Raw genomic sequence first — 19,201 nt, forward strand, 5'->3', positions numbered from 1 at the left:
GTACTTAGATAAAGAAGCTACCAAATACAAAGCCTAGAGTTACCGCAGTAGTAATAGTGGCAACACCTGGCAAGAAGAATGGGTGGTTAAACACATACTTACCAATTCGAGTTGAGCCAGTGTCATCCATCTCAACTGCCGCCAATAGTGTTGGGTAGGTTGGCAGTACAAACAGAGCACTAACCGCAGCAAAAGATGCTACAGCTGTTAGTGGTGCTACACCAATCGCCAAGGCTGCAGGCATAAGTGCAACTGTGGTTGCGCCTTGCGAGTAAAGAAGCATTGAGGCAAAGAATAGCACTAGTGCTAGCATCCACGGGTAGTCAGCAAGAAGTGAACCTGCAAACTCTTTAATGTCATTAACGTGCGCGTTAACAAAGGTTGAGCCTAACCAAGCAACACCAAGTACACATACACACGCAGTCATACCTGAACGGAAGGTTGCTGCCGCCGGGATCATTGCTGCATCAATCTTAGTGGTTAGCACGATCACTGCTGCAGCGCCCAACATGACGGTCATGATGGCTTCGTTACGACCTAGGGTTGGGTTTTCAATTAGACCCACAGAGCCTGAAATAGCAGCGGCATACAAGACCACAAATACGATAGCACCTAGGAAGATGTAGGTTGCACGTTTTGCGGTAGGCAAGATCTCACGTCTTTCACCAGTATTAAGCTTGATCAGACCTTGCTCTAGACGCTCCTGATAAACAGGGTCATCTTTTAGCGGGCAACCAATAAAGTTAGCAACGAAGGCACCGACCATACAAGCGATGAATGTAGTCGGAATACAGATAGCCAGTAGTGTTAAGTAATCCACACCTTGAGGCTCCAACATAGCAGCAAAGGCAACAACAGCAGCTGAAATTGGAGAAGCTGTGATAGCAATCTGAGAGGCAACTACGGCAATAGAAAGTGGTCGAGAAGGTCGAATGCCTTGGCCTTTTGCTACTTCGGCAATAACCGGAAGTGTGGAGAATGCAGTGTGTCCTGTACCTGCCATCAGCGTCATGACAAAGGTAACGATAGGCGCGTAAAAGGTGATTCGCTCTGGGTGCTTACGCAAGAAATCTTCCGCAATCTGTACCAACCAATCCATACCACCGGCGACCTGCATGGCAGCGATAGCGGTAATAACCGACATAATAATCAGAATTACATCGATTGGGATGAAGTCTTGGCTAGTTGGAATACCAAGGCCAAGTGAGAGGGCGATGACACCTAAGCCGCCTGCTAAACCTATGCCAATGCCGCCAATTCTGGCGCCTAAATATATGAACACTAGAACAACTAACAGTTCTACCATTATCATTTGTTGTTTTCCTTTAATTGGATTTTGTTTGGGGGTAATTGTAAACAATCTCAAAGTGGGGGCCTTGAGATTGAGTGTTTAGGAAGGGTAGACCAGACCTAGCTGAGTTTCCCCTTCCTAATAAAGCAAAACCTAGCTGAAGCGCTTCGCTCTATATTGTGGTTTCATTAGATTCTCAACAGAGAATATATCTTCTAATTCCGCCTCGGTGAGTAGCCCTCTTTCGAGCACTACCTCACGCACATTTTTGCCTGTTTCTGCACAGATCTTACCGACGATGTCACCTTCATGGTGGCCAATATAAGGGTTTAGGTAAGTCACAATACCGATAGAGTTGAATACGTGGCTTTCACACACCTCTTTGTTCACCGTGATACCATCGATGCATTTATCACGCAGGTTTACACAAGCGTTGGTCAAGATGTCCAGAGACTCAAACATGCTTTGAGCAATAACCGGTTCCATTACGTTGAGCTGTAATTGGCCGCCTTCTGCAGCAAACGAGATAGTGTTGTCGTTGCCTAGCACCTTAAAGCACACTTGGTTAACCACCTCAGGCACTACCGGGTTTACTTTAGCTGGCATGATTGAAGAGCCGGCTTGAAGCTCTGGCAGGTTGATTTCATTGAGACCTGCGCGAGGGCCTGAAGACAATAAACGCAAATCGTTACAGATCTTAGACAGCTTAACCGCAAGACGCTTTAGTGCACCATGCATCATTACGTAAGCGCCACAGTCTGAGGTGGCTTCGATAAGGTCTTCTGCAGGAACGCACTCTAGACCTGTCACATCAGCCAGTGCTTTAACCGCAAGCTCTTGGTAACCTTCTGCCGCATTAAGGCCAGTACCGATAGCGGTAGCACCTAGGTTTACTTCCAGTAGTAACTTGGCAGTGTATTGCAGGTTGCGGATTTCTTCGGCAAGAGTCACTGACCATGCGCGGAATTCTTGGCCAACCGTCATAGGCACTGCATCTTGTAGCTGTGTGCGGCCCATTTTCAGAATGGTGTTGAACTCTTCGCTCTTAAGATCGAAGGCGCCTTTAAGGTACTCAATAGCGTCGATCAGTTTGCTTACGCTGTTGTATACCGCGATACGGAAACCGGTTGGGTAGGCACAGTTGGTTGATTGGCTCTTATTCACATCATCGTTTGGGTTGATGATGTCGTATTGGCCCTTTTCCTTGCCCATTAGTTCAAGGGCTAGGTTGGCAATGACTTCATTGGTGTTCATGTTGACTGAAGTACCGGCTCCGCCTTGGAAAACATCAGAAGGAAATTGGTCCATACAGCGGCCTGTTTCTAGAATGACATCACAGGCATCGATAATGTGTTTGGCAACATCGGGTTGAATAACGCTGAGTTCTTTGTTGGCAATCGCAGCCGCTTTTTTTGTCATGACCATACCGCGAACGAATTCGGGCACATCAGAGATGGTCGCATTTGAGATATTAAAGTTTTCGATTGCGCGTAGGGTATGAATGCCGTAATAAGCGTCGGCAGGGACATGGCGTTGGCCAAGGAGATCTTCTTCTATACGAGTTGCTGACAGTGTAGTAGTTGTTGTCATAGCATGGACCTTTATTCATCTTGGTTTTTATCTAAAAGGCGAATGTGAGAGCCTATTAGTTCAATGACCAATTCTGTTTAATGAGTCCATTCAGCAGATTTTTATGGTTCTAAAATCAGACTAGATTTTATGTTGTTCAATGATACTGCAATCCACAAAAAAAAATCATAATTTGATCACTTTTGTAGCGGAAAAATAGAGAAGTTTTCTATCATCTGCATAATTAATTTTATTTATCAATGAAACTCTGTGCGGGCTTATGCACCTAAAATTATATATCAATTGAGCTTACCCCCTTTTTGCGCGTAAACTGAGCATCTGAATTTGAGGAGGATACGTGTTTCCTATTTTATTGTTGTTATTCATCTTGGTGCCAATAGTTGAGATTGGCCTATTTATTCAAGTAGGTGGTTTTCTCGGTGTTTGGACTACGATATTCCTTGTCATCTTGACGGCGCTGATTGGTGCATCACTGGTACGCAGTCAAGGTATTGCGACACTACTTTCTGTGCAGTCCCGTCTGCAACAAGGCGAAATGCCTGCTCAACAAATTATTGAGGGCGTCATGCTGGCAGTCGCTGGTATGCTTCTGTTGACTCCCGGCTTTATGACTGATGCTTTGGGTATGTTGGTATTATTGCCTAAACCAAGAGCTATTATCGCTCAGCAATTAATGAAAAGGGTGCAGGTAAATAGTATGCATTCTGGCTTCCAAAGCCATACGCACTTTGAGCAACGCGGACCGTTTGATAGCCATCAGAAGGATGATGGTAATGTGTTCGAGGGCGAGTTTGAGAAAAAAGACGATCAAGATAAAGACCGTCTCAACTAAGTTAACTAATCAGGCGCTGTATTATACAGCGCCATCAAATCCCATCTGGCGCCATGCTTCAAACGCAATAATGGCCACTGCATTCGACAAATTCAAAGAACGACTGTCTGCCACCATTGGAATGCGAATTCTTTGCTCCATAGGCATTGATTCGATGAGTTCTGCGGGTAGGCCACGAGTTTCAGGGCCAAACAACAATACATCCCCTTGCTGATAATTGGCATCCACATGATGACCTGTGGTTTTGGTGGTGCAGGCAAAAATTCGATAATCGCCATCTCGCTCATTTAAGAAATCAATAAACGCTTGATAGTTCTTATGGCGCTTAACGCGCGCAAGGTCGTGGTAATCAAGGCCAGCACGTCTTACTTTCTTTTCTTCTAAGTCAAAACCCAGTGGTTCAATAAGGTGCAAGTTGGCACCGCAGTTTGCGCAAAGTCGGATGATGTTGCCGGTGTTCGGCGCGATTTCTGGTTCGTATAAAGCGATGTCAAACATAAGCTGTCATGTATTGATAAATAATGCAGGCAGTATAACCCTAAACGTGTTTTAGGTGCACTGCCTGCCATTCCTCTAGGCTTGAATAGGCAAGCTTACTGTCATCTTCAGTCCGCCTAATGAGGAGCCACGCTCAGCTTTGATCGTGCCGTTGTGTTGTAAAATGGCACTTTCAGTAATGGCGAGACCTAGCCCTGTGCCACCGCTCTCTCTATCTCGAGCGGTTGAAACTCGATAGAAGGGACGGAATATGCTTTCAAGCTCCTCTTCTGGTACGCCCGGGCCATCGTCTTCAACGGTAAATGTTAATTGATGGTCAGATAGTGAAAACTGTACCTCTATCTTAGATTGGCCATAGCGAATGGCATTACGCACGATGTTTTCAAATGCGCTAGAAAGCAGTTTTTCGTTACCCACCAAAGTCACTTCGGGAATAGATTGGAAGTTTAAGTTTATCTGGCTTTGCTCTGCTTCAAATTGAGCATCTAAAAGCATCTCTTCCCATAACGACTGAGCTTGCAATTGCGTTCGATTGTGATGGCTGTCTATCTGCATGCGTGACAGTCCGAGCAGGTCTTTTATCATCTGCTCCAGTCTCTCTGCTTCCGTTTCTATACGCTCAAGTTCTTTGGAGGAGCCTTGCTTTCGTGTGGCAAGTGCATTAGCCATTCTCAAGCGAGTCAGCGGTGAGCGAAGCTCGTGCGAAATATCAGATAAGAGCTTTTGCTGACCCGAAACCATTTGATTAATGGATAGCACCATCTGGTTAAAGCTTGCACCGGTCTGTTTGAACTCGCTAGTGCCTTGCTCAAGGCTAGGGTCTACTTCAAATTGCCCATGGGTGACTCGCTTTGCTGCAAGCTCTAGCCTTCGAGCAGGCAGGCTCAAGTTCCAAGCGCACAACAACAGCAATGGGGTGCTCACGATCATGATAAACAGCAACAACTTGAAGGGAGCATCCAAGAATTGATAAAGAAGCGGTGGTGGCATGTTGGTGCTAAAGCCCGCATAGATAACGAAATCATTACCGCTGATTTGAATTGGGAAGGGACCCGCTACCATAAAACGGCCGAACAGTTGTTGGCTCGGTTCTGCTGCATTGATGTATTGGGCTGCCATGCTCTGAAGTGCGTGGCGTCTAGGGCCATGCTCTCTGCTTACTAGGGTGCCTTCGTTATCCACTAAGTAAAGACGAAAATCTTTACTACCAAATCGGCGCTCTTCAAGCTTTCTTAAGGTACGTACCGGATTGGTGCTTTTACTAAGATCACTCTCTACTGCGCTGACTAGGCGAGTTATCTTATCTAGTGAGTCTTTATTGATGGAGTGCGACTTCCTTGGATCGAGCATTTGCAAGCCGATAACAGCAAGTAGCACCAACAAAATGGTGAGCCAAAATATGGCAAAGATACGCCCGTAGAGGCTATTAAATTTAGGCAGTTTCATTATGCTGTCTCGACAAAGAGGTAGCCTTTGCCTCGCAGAGTTTTAATGCGAGGTTTGCCATCTTTACGTTCAGGAAGTTTTTTTCGCAGATTTGATACATGCATATCCACGGCTCTATCGAATGCCGCCAAACGCTTACCTAGTACTTCAAGGCTGATATTTTCTTTAGTGAGTGCCTGTCCCGGGTTGCGCAGAAAGTACTCCAGTAGGGCGTACTCTGTGCTCGTTAGGTCGAGAAGTGCGTCTTCACAATAGGCTTCTTGAGCGCCAGGGTTTAAAGAGATGTCATCAAAGGTATTGTTTGATGCTGGGGTCGCCGGCGTGTTTTGTGTTCGACGCAAAATAGCGCGGATTCGCGCCAACAACTCTCTATCGCTAAATGGTTTTGGCAGAAAATCATCGGCACCCAGTTCAAGCCCTATAACCCGATCGACTTCTTCTCCTTTCGCAGTAAGGAACAAAACCGGCGTCTGCCAGTTTTCCCTAAGCTGTTTTAGCATTTCCATGCCACTCATTTTAGGCATCATGATATCAAGAAGAATCAGATCAATATCTTCATTGACGGCTTCGAGCCCCTCAATACCATTATGAGCTTGAGAAACAGTAAAGCCTTCGTAGGTGAGAATGTCTTCTAGTAGAGCCGTTAGCTCAGTATCGTCATCTACTAATAAAATATGTGGCATCGGGTTCTCACTCTGCGGCTGTGTTTGATACTTAGATTGTAAGGCGGATTGTAAAGGGCTTGGATTTGATTTACTTATCTTTACGTTTCGCATACCGCACTTTACACGCCTACTATTATTCTAAATGCATCTGCTGAAAACAGCAGCCTATGTCTAAATTATCGAGGTATATCTCATGGCAATGAATAAAAAATGGTTAGCAGTAGCAATGATGGTTCCACTGACACTAGGCAGTGCATCAGTATTAGCAAATGGTCATAAAGGCAGTGAGAAAGGCCAGAAAGGTGGTCACTCTTGCATGATGCCTATGGATGGTAAAAGTGCATTCCGCGGTTTAGACCTCACTGATGAGCAGAAAGCAGAGCTGAAAACTATTCGTGAAGATGTTCGCTCTTCAATGAAAGCCAAAGGCGACTCTAAGCGTCAGATGATGAAAGAGATGAAAGCTCAAGAGCAAGAGTTGGTTCTAGCTGCTGACTTTAACGAAGCAGAAGCACAGAAACTCGCATCATCTATGGTAGAAGAGCGTACGGCTATGCAAGTTGAGAAAATGCGCACTATGCATCGCATGATGAGCGTATTGACTGACGACCAGAAGCAACAGCTGGTAGAAAAAAGAGCCGAGCGAGCAGAAAAGTGCGAGCAAAAAATGCAGAAGAAAATGTCTAAAAAAGACAGTGAATAATCTGTAAACAAGGCTGACTGCAGCAAAACACTTAAGCATAGAAAGCGTGGCCGTTATTGGTCGCGCTTTTTGTTTTTATCGGAAGCCTTACTTTGGGAAGGATCAGTGCGATACGGCACACAACTGCGCTTATTCTCAGGCGTAAGACCTAGATTTAAACACCAATCATCGTAGCGTTTTAGCATTTTTCGTAACCATTTCATCATTTACTAGTCTAGATTCCTCTTTTGTTGTGAATGCTCCCATCACTACTATTTCAGTGTATAATTCGCGCAAACCTTTTTCATTAAAGATTATGAAGCAAGAGTATAAGAAATTAGTCACCATCGCTGCGTGGTCAGCCACAATAGTGGCAACGGTTTTACTTATCGTGAAAATAGCGGTGTGGTGGGTCACAGGCTCGGTTAGCTTGTTGGCGTCGGTCGTGGACTCATTATTGGATATTGCCGCCTCCTCCATAAACCTTGTGGTGCTTAAGTACGCCCTGCAACCGGCAGATAAAGAACACACCTTTGGTCACGGTAAGGCAGAGTCTCTTGCGGCGCTGGCACAATCTATGTTTATCTCCGGCTCGGCTCTCTTCTTAGTCCTAAATGGCATCGACCGCTTCTTCCGTCCTCATGAGATTAACCAGCCCGAACTTGGTATCTATGTCAGCTTGTTCGCTATGGTAGTAACCTTTGGCTTAGTGACGTTCCAAAAGCACGTAGTAAGACAAACGGGCAGTCAAGCGATTGCCGCGGACTCGCTTCATTATCAGTCTGACCTGTATATGAATGCCGCCATATTGTTGGCGTTAGTGTTGAGTATGTATGGTTTGGGGCAAGCGGATGCGGTATTTGCAATCGGCATCGGTATCTTCATTTTGTATAGCGCGTTTAAAATGATAGCAGAGGCAGTGCAATCTCTGCTAGATAGACAGCTTCCAGAATCAGAGCTTGTAGAAATCAAGACAATAGCAACATCGGTGGATAGAGTGCACGGCATTCATCAATTGAGAACGCGCTTGTCGGGTCCGACTCGATTTATTCAACTGCACTTAGAGTTGGATGATCAATTACCTTTGATTGAAGCCCACCAAATTGCCGATGAAGTGGAAGCACGGCTAATGGAGCATTTTGAAGGGTGTGATGTTTTAATCCATCAAGATCCTGTTTCAGTTGTTAACAATGTAGAGCAACACCAGAAGCAACAAGGGTGGTAAGGTGTAAACACTGAATTTTTTAGGAAATTTAGGTAGAATTAGCTATCTTGGTTAGGTGAGTGGTTAAACTTTATGATTCTGATTTGAATCAATCTTAACTATACAGGAAACTGTAATACTCTTACCAAGTTGAAATTTTGTTAGCTTCGCTCACCAGAATCAAGAAGGGTGATTCGAGCGGGGTGATAAGAATTCTTGCCGATGACAAGGCAATTTAAATTAAAAATAAGATCAATCCCAAATATTGAGGGTCAACATGATTAAAAAAATTGGTGTACTAACAAGTGGTGGAGACGCACCTGGTATGAATGCTGCAGTACGCGGGGTAGTACGTACAGCATTGTCAAAAGGTGTTGAGGTATTCGGCATTTATGATGGCTACCAAGGTCTTTACGAAGATCGCATCCATAAGCTAGATCGTTCAAGCGTATCTGATGTGATCAACAAAGGCGGTACTTTCCTAGGTTCTGCGCGTTTCCCTGAATTCAAAGACGAAGCAGTACGTGCGAAAGCGATTGAGAACCTGAAGAAACACGGCATTGAAGCTCTAGTAGTTGTTGGTGGTGATGGTTCTTACATGGGTGCAAAGAAGCTAACTGAAATGGGTTACCCATGTATCGGCCTTCCTGGCACTATTGATAACGATATTGCGGGCACTGATTACACAATCGGCTACCTAACAGCACTAAACACGGTTATCGATGCGATTGACCGCCTACGTGATACTTCATCTTCTCACCAGCGTATCTCTATTGTTGAGATCATGGGTCGCCACTGTGGTGACTTGACTCTAATGTCCGCTATAGCGGGTGGTTGTGAATACATCATCACTCCAGAGCGCCAATGGAGCAAGGAAGAGCTAATTACTAGCATCGAAGAAGGCATCGCAAAAGGTAAGAAGCACGCAATCATTGCTCTGACTGAATTGATGTTTGATGCAAACGACCTAGCAAAAGATATTGAAGCTGCGACAGGTCGCGAGACTCGCGCTACGGTTCTTGGTCACATTCAACGTGGCGGTCGTCCAACGGCATTTGACCGTGTATTGGCTTCTCGCATGGGTAACTACGCTGTTCACCTTCTTCTAGAAGGTCATGGTGGTCGCTGTGTGGGTATTCAAAAAGAAGAGTTGGTCCATCACGATATTATTGATGCTATTGAAAACATGCGTCGCCCAGTTCGTAGTGACCTATACACTGTTGCTGACGAGTTGTTCTAAGCTCACTCGGCTATAGTCGTAATTGATAGAACCGCTGCCTAGGTAGCGGTTTTTTTATGCCGCTTAGAATCCTATAGATATAAAAAAGGCCAGCCTAGGCTGACCTTTCAATCAAGATGTCTAACAAGACAAATTAAGCTTTCGCTTCTGCTGCTGCTTTAGCGATAGCTGCAAAGCTTTTCGCGTCAAGAGCTGCACCGCCAACTAGAGCACCATCGATGTCTGGTTGTGCGAAGTATGCTGCTGCATTTTCTGGCTTAACAGAACCGCCGTATTGGATAACAACGTTCTTAGCCACTTCTTCGTTCTTCTGTGCAATGTGAGCACGGATAGAAGCGTGGATGCGCTGTGCATCGTCAGCTGTTGCTGCTTTACCAGTACCGATAGCCCAGATTGGTTCGTAAGCGATGATTGCACCGTTTAGAGCTTCTGCACCTAGTAGGTTGATTACTGCGTCGATTTGACGAGCACAAACAGCTTCAGTTTCGCCAGCTTCGTTTTGAGCATCAGACTCACCGATACAAAGAACAGGCGTTAGGCCGTTTTCTTTTAGGAATGCGAATTTCTTAGCAACAAACTCGTCTGATTCGTTGTGGTATTCACGACGCTCAGAGTGACCAATGATGATGTGAGTTGCACCAAATTCTTTAAGCATCGCTGGAGACATGTCGCCAGTGAAAGCACCTTGGTTGTTCACGTCAGTGTTTTGAGCACCTAGGATGATAGCGCTACCAGCATCAGTAAGAGTACGCTCTGCTAGGTCGATGAATAGTGCTGGTGGAGCTACTGCCACGTCAACACCCGTTACGCCTTCTAGCTCTGCATTCAGACCAGTTAGCAAGTCAACAACCATCTCTTTGGTGCCGTTTAGTTTCCAGTTACCCATAACTACAGGATGACGCATAAAAATACTCCCTTCTAAATTAGTAAAAAATATACGTTGTAGGTGAAAGAATATAACAGATAAAAATGTTTATATCATGATACTAATCATTTCTTGAACAAGGATAGCCGCTTAATTAGGGGACTAGTGATCTGGTGGGCAAAAAAGCAGGTCGACCACTCAAAAAGCTTGTGTCTAGTGTATGGTTTAATGTTCCAGGAGGATGTGTCATGCCCAATTTAGTAATGGAATATACCGATTCTTTAGAAGACAGACTCAACACCCAAGGCTTGCTTCAGGATATGCATCAAGCATTGATTGATAGTGGCCTATTTGATCTAAACTCAGTTAAATCAAGAACCCTGCGTTGCCATTCATGGCTCATCGGTGACAGCGAGGATCAACACGACTTTATCCATGTGACGGTTGAGTTGCTTTCAGGAAGAACGCCTGAGCAGAAAAAAGCCTTATCGCAAAGTGTATTTGCAATACTGACAGAGCAAGCGAATTGGGTGGGAAGCGTCACGGTAAATATCAGAGATATGGATAGAGATTGCTTTGCTAAGCACACCACTATTTAGGTCAACAGACCCAAGGAATACCCATGGACTTTAAGTATTTATTACTCTCTTTTGAAGGCCGTATCGGGCGTAAGCAATTTTGGATTTGGAACATCTGCTATTACGTGTTCCTTTCTATGGTAGCCACTGCAATAGCTCAAGTGTCTCCGGGCACTGCTTTATATGCCGTTCCTGTAATGGCGATTATCTTGCTGTATCCCGATTTAGCAGTAACGGCAAAGCGTTGGCATGATCGCAATAAGTCCAATCGGTTTCTGTTGCTGAACGTGCCACTGATTATTGGTCGTTCATTGATTCCTATGTCGGCTCAAATGGAAACAGGGGAAGGTTTCTCACGAGTTCTATCGCTGATTGCTTTGGTATGTGGACTTTGGATATTTGTAGAATGTGGCTTGCTGAAAGGCAGTGACAAAGACAACGACTATGGCGCGCCATTTGAAAACGGTAAGGCATAAAAAAACGCAGCGTTAAGCTGCGTTTTTTTATCAATGGAAGACTTAAAGGATGTGCCCTTTAATCTCTTCATCTTTGCGCTCAAGGTAATGAATCGACTTGATGCGACGGATAGTACGGCAACGGCCTCTGATCAGCAGAGTTTCAGTTGTCGCAATATCACCTTGGCGAGTAATACCTTCTAGAAGGTCGCCTTTAGTGATGCCAGTGGCCGAGAACACAACGTTGTCGCTACGCGCCATATCAGACATCTTAAGGATAACGTTCGCTTCTACGCCCATTTCAGCACAGCGTTTAAGCTCTTCTTCACCGTGAATACGGTTCTCTTCGCTATCGCCTTTAACTTCATGACGAGGAAGTAGGCGACCATGCATGTCACCATCTAGAGCACGAATTACCGCAGCAGAAACAACACCTTCTGGAGCACCACCGATGCAGTACATCATGTCTACTTCGCTATCAGGCATACAGGTTAGGATAGATGCCGCAACATCACCATCTGGCACAGCGAATACACGTACGCCCATAGCTTGCATATCAGCAATAACTTGGTCGTGACGAGGTTTAGCTAGAGTAATAACAGTCAATTCCTGTAGTGATTTACCCAGTGCTTTTGCTACCTTGTTTAGGTTCTCTTCTAGCGATACTGCTAGGTCGATTTGACCTTTGGCGCCAGGGCCAACAACCAATTTTTCCATGTACATATCAGGTGCTTTTAGGAAGCTACCTTTTTCGCCCGCCGCTAATACAGCCAATGCATTTGATTGGCCCATTGCGGTCATGCGCGTTCCCTCGATAGGGTCAACAGCGATATCTACTGCGTCACCACCAACACCAACGTTTTCACCGATGTATAGCATAGGTGCGTCATCGATCTCACCTTCACCAATAACGATCTCACCGCTAATTTCTGTTTTGTTCAGTAGGCTACGCATAACTTCAACGGCTGCATTATCTGCTGCGTTTTTGTCTCCGCGTCCAAGCCATTTGTAACCAGCTAGGGCTGCGCCTTCTGTTACACGAGAAAATGCCATCGCCAAATCGCGCTTCATATCGACTCCAATCAAGAGGGTTCAAAAAATCGCCGAGATTCTATCATACCTTCACGGTAACGTTTGCTTAATTTGCTCAACTTTAAGCCGCAACCCAGAGGTTTATTGATTTCGTCCCGCATTTACTCGCTGCAAAAGCGAAAGATTGCTTTGAGAGTGTCAAAATTTGATTAGGATCGCTCTTTTTTTGCTCACTTGAACCAGAATTAAATTATTAGGTGTGTTTATATACATGTGTGTGGGTAGAATGGTTGGGAAGCCAGTCTTTACATATGGATAACGAATTAGGTAGGCCAAGATGTCTTTAGAAGTATTAGAAAAACTAGAAGCCAAAGTGCAAACAGCAGTAGACACAATCACTCTGCTACAAATGGAAGTTGAAGAACTTAAAGAACAAAAGCAACAGCTTGCCAATGAAGCCGAGCAGTTACGCAACGAAAAAGTTGAAACTGAACAACGCGCTCATCAAGTTCAAGCTGAGCATGATGCGTGGCAAGAGCGCATTCGCAGCATGCTAGGCAAAATGGAAGAAGTAGAATAAACCCTACCAAGCCATTGCTAACAAAAAACGCCAGCTAACTAGCTGGCGTTTTTTGTTTCTAGCGAGTCAACCAAGAACGAGGGTTCTGAGTTTGACTGTTACGCCTCAACTCGAAATAGACGGAAGAGCGAGATTGTCCACCGGTATCACCGGCAAGAGCGATGGTTTCACCGGAGGTGACTTTATCGCCTTCTTTCTTGGTCAGTACTTGGTTGTATCCGTATAGGGTCATATCGCCCTTACCATGATCCAACAATAGCACTAAGCCATAACCACGTAAGTAGTCAGCAAATACGACGGTGCCAGGATAAACGGCTTTAACCGGTTGCTCATACTGAGCATTGATTACCATGCCCTTCCAATTGACTTGGCCACTTTGTTTGCTGCCATAGCTGTGTAATACCGAGCCCTTAACTGGCCAAGGAAGACGACCTTTCTGTTTGGCTAATCCATCCATTGGGACTGAGTTACGCTTAGCGGCTTTTGCTATCTCAGCTTTCAGCCTCGCTTCATTGCGTTTTAGTTCATTAAGGTAAGCGCTATCTCCAGCAATGCCACGCTTGATTTTAGCGACGGTTGATTTTCGGCTAGTTTGTGAAGAGCGTTGTTTATTTAACTGATCTGACTGCTGAGCAAGCAGCGTCTCTATTTGTTGCTGTTCGGCAATCAGCTGAAGATTCTTTTGCTCTAGCTTGGCGTTCGTTTGTTGCAGCTCAGTGATGACTTCGGCACGTTGCTTTGCCAAGTGCTGATAATACTGACTAATACGATCTTTATCCTGAGTGCTTTCATGACTCAAGAAGCTCTCGATCTTGGCATTGGTGTGCATCATATAGTACGACTTAACCAGCTTCTGCAACGCAGCAGCTTGAGCTTGAGTCTTTTCTAACAGTTCTTGATGCTGCTGATCATATGCCTTGAGATTGGCTTCGGAGCGTTTTAATGAAGTACGAGTTTGCGCTAGGTTTTTACTCGCGTTGGCAATGGAAAGCTCGTCGCTTTTCAGCTGCTTTTGTAGCTTATCGAGTTCTTTCTGTTGCTGAGAAAGGCTTTTCTGCTGGCGAGTGATTTCTCCCTTTACTCCCTTTAGCTCTTCAGTGCTAGCTGAGGCAGGAGTCGAGACAAATATCGAAGATGATAGACATAACAAAACGCCAGCACACACGGCACTGACGTTTTTTCTATTCAATAGCTTTGGCTTTTGAGGAATTAGATTCATCCTAAATCTTTAATCTTGGCTTTCTTTGCCACAGCATACACCGTGGCAAAGATTTGATAGCAAAGATTATTTCAGATTTACGATAACCTGACCAGACATCTCGGCTGGGATTTCCATATCTGATAGCTTAAGCATAGTTGGCGCTAAGTCAGATAGCTTACCGTTTTCTTTGAACTCTAGGTCTTTACCGCCAACGTAGATAAGAGGAACAGGTAAGTTGGTGTGTGCAGTGTGGATGCCACCTGTTTCAGGGTTCACCATCATTTCTGCGTTACCGTGGTCAGCTGTGATTAGCATTTGACCGTCAACTTCGTTGATTGCATCAACAACGCGACCTAGGCATTCGTCTAGTGCTTCACTTGCTTTAACTGCTGCATCGTATACGCCAGTGTGACCAACCATGTCACAGTTAGGGTAGTTACAAACGATAGCGTCGTATTTACCAGACTTGATAGCAGCAACTAGCTTGTCAGTTAGCTCAGGTGCGCTCATTTCAGGTTGTAGGTCGTAAGTGGCTACTTTAGGAGAAGCCACTAGTTGACGTTCTTCACCATCAAACTCGCTTTCAATACCGCCATTGAAGAAGAAAGTAACGTGTGCGTATTTCTCAGTTTCAGAGATACGTAACTGAGTTTTACCTTCTTTAGATAGCCACTCACCGTACGTGTTCTCTAGAGACGCTGGTGGGAATGCGCAAAGTAGAGGGATGTCAGCTGCGTATTGAGTCAGCATAACAAAGTCTACAGATGGGAATACGTTGCGTGCAAAGCCATCAAAGTCAGACACGAAGCTACGAGTGATTTCGCGCGCACGGTCAGCACGGTAGTTCATGAAGATAACTGCATCGCCATCAACGATCGCTGCTGATTCTTCAGAGTCAGTTTTAAGTTGAGTTGGTTTAACGAACTCATCGTTTTCGTCACGAGCGTAAGCCGCTTCTAGACCTGCTACAGCGCTGTCAAAAGTGAATTCTGACTTAGCTTCAGTTAGCAATTCGTAAGCTTGTTGAACGCGATCCCAGTTGTTATCACGATCCATTGCGTAGTAGCGACCTACTAGAGAGGCTACGCGGCCTTTACCAAGTTTAGCGAACAGCTCTTGGAAACGTTGTAGAGAACCTTCAGCAGAGCGAGGTGGAGTATCGCGTCCGTCTAGGAAGCAGTGTAGATAGATTTTTTCTGCGCCGCGCTCAGCTGCCATTTCTACTGCTGCGTAGATATGGTCTTCGTGGCTGTGTACGCCACCTGGAGACATAAGACCCATGATGTGAACAGCGTTACCAGACTTGATAGCCTTGTCCATTGCGTTCGCAAGCGTTTCGTTTTGTTGGAACTCTTTGTCTGCAATAGACTTAGTGATACGAGTCAGGTCTTGGTATACAACGCGACCAGCACCGATGTTGGTGTGACCCACTTCAGAGTTACCCATTTGGCCGTCTGGTAGACCAACATCCATGCCTGAAGCAGAGATTAGAGTGTTTGGTTGGTTTGCAATTAGACCGTCAAGGATTGGAGTCTTTGCGTTTGCGATTGCGTTGTCTTGTTTATCTTCGCGGTATCCGTAACCGTCAAGGATCACTAGAGCCATAGGCTTCTTAGCTGACATAGTTTGGCCTCGTTTTAATTTTCAGTAGCTTTAATTAGCGTAATTTTACTACAGAATACCCTAATTGAAGGCGTTTAAGATCAAATTAATTTATCGATCTCGGCTTTGAATTGGGCAGTAAGATTGAAATTTATACAATATGAGTAACTAAATTTCAAAAAAGGTTTGGATTTACGATCATTTAGGTTGCATTCAGGTTTCAATATTAGAACCTTTGAGTGAATAGTGCCGTATTCGTGATCTAGGTTTCCTTTTTAAAAAGCGATCACCTTAGGCTCTTTCTCGCATCCTGCGTCTGTGATGGTATACTGCGCGTTAAAATTTTGGCTTTATGAATTAAAAAAGAGTATCCGACGATGCAAGAAATTTTCGATTTCGTTCAGCAGAACATGATTCTGTCTGTAGTTTGGGCTGGTCTTATCGTGGCCTTAGTGATGAATATCATCAAGTCTTCTACTGCAGGGTATAAAGAAGTTGATACTCAGGCTATGACGCTACTAATCAACCGTGAAAACGGCGTGGTTGTGGATGTTCGTACCAAGGATGAGTTCAAAAAAGGGCATATTACTGACTCAGTTCACATTTTGCCTTCAGAGATCAAAGACGGTTCTTTTGGATCGCTTGAAAACAAGAAAAGCGACCCAATCATTGTTGTATGTAAGACAGGTCAAACTGCCGTCGACAATGCAAACCTGCTAGCGAAAGCTGGCTTTGAAAAAGTTTTCGTGCTGAAACACGGCTTAACTTCTTGGAGCGATGCAAATCTGCCTCTAGTGCGCGCTAAAAAAGAGCCACGCAAGAAAAAGCAGAAAGCGCTGACTGAATAATGTAATGATTGGATGCGATAATTCGTGTCCATCACAGAAATAGACAAATTTTAAGGAATAAAAATAATGACTGATGCAGCAGCAACTCAGGCTCCACAACAAAACTTCACTATCCAACGCATCTTCTTGAAAGACCTTTCTTTCGAAGCGCCAAGCTCTCCTTCTATGTTCCAGAAAGAGTGGCAACCAGATGTTAACCTTGACCTAGACACTAAAAGTGCTCAACTAGGTGAAGGCGTATACGAAGTCGTTCTTCGTCTTACAGTGACAGTTAAGAATGCTGATGAAACAGCTTTCCTATGTGAAATTCAACAAGCGGGTATCTTCTCTGCAGAGAAAATGGAGCAAGGCCAACTAGCGCATTGCCTAGGTGCATTCTGCCCTAACATCCTATTCCCATACGCTCGTGAAACTATCTCAAGCCTAGTGGTTAAGGGTACGTTCCCTCAACTGAACCTTGCGCCAGTTAACTTTGACGCATTGTTCATGAACTACCTACAGAGCCAACAGCAGGCAGAGCAACAGCCACAAGCTGACGCTTAATCAAGCGACAAACTCAATCTTCATTGATTGAATTTATCGGCAAATAAAAGTGCACACTGCATCTCATTATCTGATGCGCTGTGCATTTTTTATTTATACTATCTTTCAAGATCAGTAGCCTTTCCAAGATAAAGCTACTAGACCTTCTATAACGCATGAATGGATTGAAATATGGCAGCATCAAATTGTGACCTAAAAGATGTATCAATGACGGTAATTGGTGCAGGTTCTTATGGCACCTCACTTGCGATCTCTCTAGCCCGTAATGGCGCTAAGGTTGTCATCTGGGGTCATGAAAAAGAGCACATGCAGCAGCTTCAATCTGACAGAATGAACAAAGAGTTCCTGCCAGACATTCCTTTTCCTGATTCGTTGATTGTTGAGTGTGACCTTGAGAAAGCGGTCGCAGCGAGCCGCGATATGTTGGTGGTCGTGCCAAGCCATGTGTTTGGTATTGTGCTTGATAGCCTAAAACCGTATCTAAAAGCCGACAGCCGAATTTGCTGGGCAACCAAAGGCCTAGAGCCAGAAACGGGTCGTCTATTAAAAGATGTCGCTCAAGATAAGCTAGGCAATGATTATCCATTAGCTGTGTTGTCTGGCCCTACGTTTGCTAAAGAGCTTGCTATGGGTATGCCAACCGCTATTGCGGTAGCTTCATCTGACCCAAGCTTTGCCACTGAACTTCAAGAGAAGATCCACTGTAGCAAATCATTCCGTGTATACGCCAATGATGACTTCATTGGTATGCAACTGGGCGGAGCGGTGAAAAACGTTATTGCTATCGGCGCGGGTATGTCTGATGGTATTGGTTTTGGTGCTAATGCTCGCACTGCATTGATCACTCGTGGTCTTGCTGAGATGACGCGCCTAGGTGCCGCTCTTGGTGCTAAGCCTGAGACCTTTATGGGGATGGCGGGACTGGGTGATTTGGTTCTGACATGTACCGATAATCAGTCGCGAAATCGTCGTTTTGGACTAGCGTTAGGTAAAGGCCAAGACGTAGATACCGCTCAACAAGAGATTGGTCAGGTTGTAGAGGGCTACCGAAACACTAAAGAAGTGTGGATGCTTGCGGGTCGTGAAGGGGTTGAAATGCCAATTGTCGACCAAATCTATCAGGTGCTTTATCAAGATAAAGATGCCAGAGAAGCGGCTCAAGACCTACTGGCTCGTGACAAGAAAGCAGAACGATAACATTAATTACAAAGGATTTTTTGATGGACAAGTGTGAATCTAATTCGGTGTGGGAATGCATCGTTAAAGAGGCTAGAGAACAAGCTGAACAAGAGCCAATGTTGGCCAGTTTTTATCACGCTACCATCATAAATCACGATAGCTTTGCGGCAGCGCTCAGCTATATTCTCGCCAATAAACTGAAGACAGCATCCATGCCTGCCATGGGTGTTCGAGATGTAATTGAGGAGGCGCTTGCCGCCGATCCTAGCATTACGGATTCAGCGGCTTGCGATATCTGCGCAACGGTAAACCGCGACCCTGCTGTCGCCATGTATTCCGCACCACTGCTGTACTTGAAGGGTTATCATGCACTGCAAGGCTATCGCATTGCCAACTGGCTGTGGAAGCAAGGCAGAAAGGCTCTAGCCACGTATTTGCAGAATCAGATCTCGGTGGCTTGCCAAGTGGATATTCACCCTGCGGCCAAAATTGGTAAAGCCATCATGCTCGATCACGCAACGGGCATCGTTATAGGCGAGACGGCAGTTGTCGATGATGATGTCTCAATTTTGCAGGATGTCACCTTAGGCGGTACGGGTAAAGAAAGCGGCGATCGTCACCCGAAAATTCGTGAAGGGGTAATGATTGGCGCGGGTGCTAAGGTACTGGGTAATATTGAGGTGGGTGAGGGTGCTAAGATTGGCTCGTGCTCGGTGGTACTGCAACCTGTAGCCCCACATACTACTGTGGCGGGCGTGCCAGCAAAAGTGACCGGTAAGCCTAAATCCGATAAGCCTTCAGAAGATATGGACCAAAACTTTAATGGTCGCTCTCAGAGCTTTATTGGTGGTGACGGTATCTAGCTTTCAG

21 protein-coding genes are annotated in these 19,201 nt (G+C 45.2%); 11 read left to right on the forward strand and 10 right to left on the reverse strand.

Annotated elements, in window-relative coordinates; all coding sequences use genetic code 11:
- Positions 1 to 4 precede the first annotated feature (4 nt).
- Together OCU35_RS00890 and aspA are read right to left on the reverse strand one after the other, a co-directional pair.
- Positions 5 to 1,312, reverse strand: coding sequence for an anaerobic C4-dicarboxylate transporter (locus OCU35_RS00890; RefSeq protein WP_017027315.1), 1,308 nt, complete (start codon positions 1,310 to 1,312; stop codon positions 5 to 7).
- A gap of 132 nt (positions 1,313 to 1,444) precedes the next feature.
- The gene (gene aspA, locus OCU35_RS00895; RefSeq protein ID WP_017027316.1) at positions 1,445 to 2,881 is read right to left on the reverse strand and encodes an aspartate ammonia-lyase; all 1,437 of its coding nucleotides are present in this window, start codon (positions 2,879 to 2,881) and stop codon (positions 1,445 to 1,447) included.
- Positions 2,882 to 3,218: 337 nt separating this feature from the next.
- Here aspA and OCU35_RS00900 point away from each other — a divergent pair, with 337 nt between their 5' ends.
- Positions 3,219 to 3,713 (forward strand): FxsA family protein, encoded by a 495-nt coding sequence (locus tag OCU35_RS00900; protein ID WP_017032948.1) that lies wholly within the window; start codon positions 3,219 to 3,221, stop codon positions 3,711 to 3,713.
- Positions 3,714 to 3,734: 21 nt separating this feature from the next.
- Here the strand turns inward: OCU35_RS00900 and trmL are convergent, their stop codons facing one another.
- The 3 genes from trmL to OCU35_RS00915 all read right to left on the reverse strand — a co-directional run bounded on the left by trmL (position 3,735) and on the right by OCU35_RS00915 (position 6,340).
- Positions 3,735 to 4,211 (reverse strand): tRNA (uridine(34)/cytosine(34)/5-carboxymethylaminomethyluridine(34)-2'-O)-methyltransferase TrmL, encoded by a 477-nt coding sequence (trmL, locus tag OCU35_RS00905; RefSeq protein ID WP_017027318.1) that lies wholly within the window; start codon positions 4,209 to 4,211, stop codon positions 3,735 to 3,737.
- A gap of 75 nt (positions 4,212 to 4,286) precedes the next feature.
- Positions 4,287 to 5,657 carry an envelope stress sensor histidine kinase CpxA gene (gene cpxA, locus OCU35_RS00910; RefSeq protein WP_102376278.1) on the reverse strand — a complete coding sequence of 457 codons (1,371 nt, stop codon included), beginning with the start codon at positions 5,655 to 5,657 and terminating at the stop codon, positions 4,287 to 4,289.
- Entirely contained in the window at positions 5,657 to 6,340 is a 684-nt protein-coding gene (locus OCU35_RS00915; RefSeq protein ID WP_017032951.1) for a response regulator, read from the reverse strand. Before OCU35_RS00915 ends, cpxA begins: the two co-directional genes overlap by 1 nt.
- A gap of 175 nt (positions 6,341 to 6,515) precedes the next feature.
- On the opposite strand from OCU35_RS00915, the gene OCU35_RS00920 reads away from it, so the two are divergent.
- Positions 6,516 to 7,025, forward strand: coding sequence for a Spy/CpxP family protein refolding chaperone (locus tag OCU35_RS00920; RefSeq protein ID WP_017027321.1), 510 nt, complete (start codon positions 6,516 to 6,518; stop codon positions 7,023 to 7,025).
- Positions 7,026 to 7,078: 53 nt separating this feature from the next.
- On the opposite strand, the gene OCU35_RS00925 is transcribed toward OCU35_RS00920, so the two are convergent.
- Complete coding sequence (locus OCU35_RS00925) at positions 7,079 to 7,231, reverse strand: DUF5363 family protein (protein ID WP_157933309.1); 153 nt, start codon at positions 7,229 to 7,231, stop codon at positions 7,079 to 7,081.
- Positions 7,232 to 7,320: 89 nt separating this feature from the next.
- Between OCU35_RS00925 and fieF the strand changes: the two genes are divergently transcribed.
- Entirely contained in the window at positions 7,321 to 8,229 is a 909-nt protein-coding gene (fieF, locus tag OCU35_RS00930) for a CDF family cation-efflux transporter FieF (protein ID WP_261825506.1), read from the forward strand.
- 256 nt (positions 8,230 to 8,485) lie between these two features.
- Entirely contained in the window at positions 8,486 to 9,448 is a 963-nt protein-coding gene (gene pfkA / locus OCU35_RS00935) for a 6-phosphofructokinase (RefSeq protein ID WP_017032953.1), read from the forward strand.
- A 133-nt stretch (positions 9,449 to 9,581) separates the two neighbouring features.
- Here pfkA and tpiA read toward each other — a convergent pair whose 3' ends face one another.
- A complete protein-coding gene (gene tpiA / locus OCU35_RS00940) occupies positions 9,582 to 10,352 on the reverse strand; it encodes a triose-phosphate isomerase (RefSeq protein ID WP_017027324.1) in 771 nt (256 codons plus the stop codon).
- Between the two features lie 209 nt (positions 10,353 to 10,561).
- Between tpiA and OCU35_RS00945 the strand changes: the two genes are divergently transcribed.
- Together OCU35_RS00945 and OCU35_RS00950 are read left to right on the forward strand one after the other, a co-directional pair.
- Positions 10,562 to 10,912 carry a 5-carboxymethyl-2-hydroxymuconate Delta-isomerase gene (locus tag OCU35_RS00945; protein ID WP_026026071.1) on the forward strand — a complete coding sequence of 117 codons (351 nt, stop codon included), beginning with the start codon at positions 10,562 to 10,564 and terminating at the stop codon, positions 10,910 to 10,912.
- Between the two features lie 23 nt (positions 10,913 to 10,935).
- Positions 10,936 to 11,367 (forward strand): DUF805 domain-containing protein, encoded by a 432-nt coding sequence (locus tag OCU35_RS00950; protein ID WP_065210287.1) that lies wholly within the window; start codon positions 10,936 to 10,938, stop codon positions 11,365 to 11,367.
- A 42-nt stretch (positions 11,368 to 11,409) separates the two neighbouring features.
- Here the strand turns inward: OCU35_RS00950 and glpX are convergent, their stop codons facing one another.
- Positions 11,410 to 12,417: a class II fructose-bisphosphatase gene (gene glpX, locus OCU35_RS00955; RefSeq protein WP_065210286.1), complete on the reverse strand. Its 1,008-nt coding sequence runs from the start codon at positions 12,415 to 12,417 to the stop codon at positions 11,410 to 11,412.
- Positions 12,418 to 12,715: 298 nt separating this feature from the next.
- On the opposite strand from glpX, the gene zapB reads away from it, so the two are divergent.
- A complete protein-coding gene (zapB, locus tag OCU35_RS00960; protein WP_017027328.1) occupies positions 12,716 to 12,958 on the forward strand; it encodes a cell division protein ZapB in 243 nt (80 codons plus the stop codon).
- 58 nt (positions 12,959 to 13,016) lie between these two features.
- Here the strand turns inward: zapB and OCU35_RS00965 are convergent, their stop codons facing one another.
- A complete protein-coding gene (locus OCU35_RS00965; protein ID WP_017027329.1) occupies positions 13,017 to 14,177 on the reverse strand; it encodes a murein hydrolase activator EnvC family protein in 1,161 nt (386 codons plus the stop codon).
- Positions 14,178 to 14,243: 66 nt separating this feature from the next.
- Positions 14,244 to 15,782 (reverse strand): 2,3-bisphosphoglycerate-independent phosphoglycerate mutase, encoded by a 1,539-nt coding sequence (gene gpmM, locus OCU35_RS00970; protein WP_017027330.1) that lies wholly within the window; start codon positions 15,780 to 15,782, stop codon positions 14,244 to 14,246.
- A 356-nt stretch (positions 15,783 to 16,138) separates the two neighbouring features.
- On the opposite strand from gpmM, the gene OCU35_RS00975 reads away from it, so the two are divergent.
- The 4 genes from OCU35_RS00975 to cysE all read left to right on the forward strand — a co-directional run bounded on the left by OCU35_RS00975 (position 16,139) and on the right by cysE (position 19,194).
- Positions 16,139 to 16,609, forward strand: coding sequence for a rhodanese-like domain-containing protein (locus OCU35_RS00975; RefSeq protein WP_017027331.1), 471 nt, complete (start codon positions 16,139 to 16,141; stop codon positions 16,607 to 16,609).
- 66 nt (positions 16,610 to 16,675) lie between these two features.
- Positions 16,676 to 17,152 carry a protein-export chaperone SecB gene (gene secB / locus OCU35_RS00980; protein WP_017027332.1) on the forward strand — a complete coding sequence of 159 codons (477 nt, stop codon included), beginning with the start codon at positions 16,676 to 16,678 and terminating at the stop codon, positions 17,150 to 17,152.
- Between the two features lie 171 nt (positions 17,153 to 17,323).
- Positions 17,324 to 18,349, forward strand: a complete 1,026-nt coding sequence (gene gpsA, locus OCU35_RS00985; RefSeq protein ID WP_017027333.1) for an NAD(P)H-dependent glycerol-3-phosphate dehydrogenase — start codon at positions 17,324 to 17,326, stop codon at positions 18,347 to 18,349.
- 23 nt (positions 18,350 to 18,372) lie between these two features.
- A complete protein-coding gene (gene cysE / locus OCU35_RS00990; protein ID WP_017027334.1) occupies positions 18,373 to 19,194 on the forward strand; it encodes a serine O-acetyltransferase in 822 nt (273 codons plus the stop codon).
- The last annotated feature ends 7 nt before the right edge of the window (positions 19,195 to 19,201 follow it).

The sequence above is a fragment of the Vibrio breoganii genome (genome assembly GCF_024346795.1).
Lineage (GTDB): Bacteria > Pseudomonadota > Gammaproteobacteria > Enterobacterales > Vibrionaceae > Vibrio > Vibrio breoganii.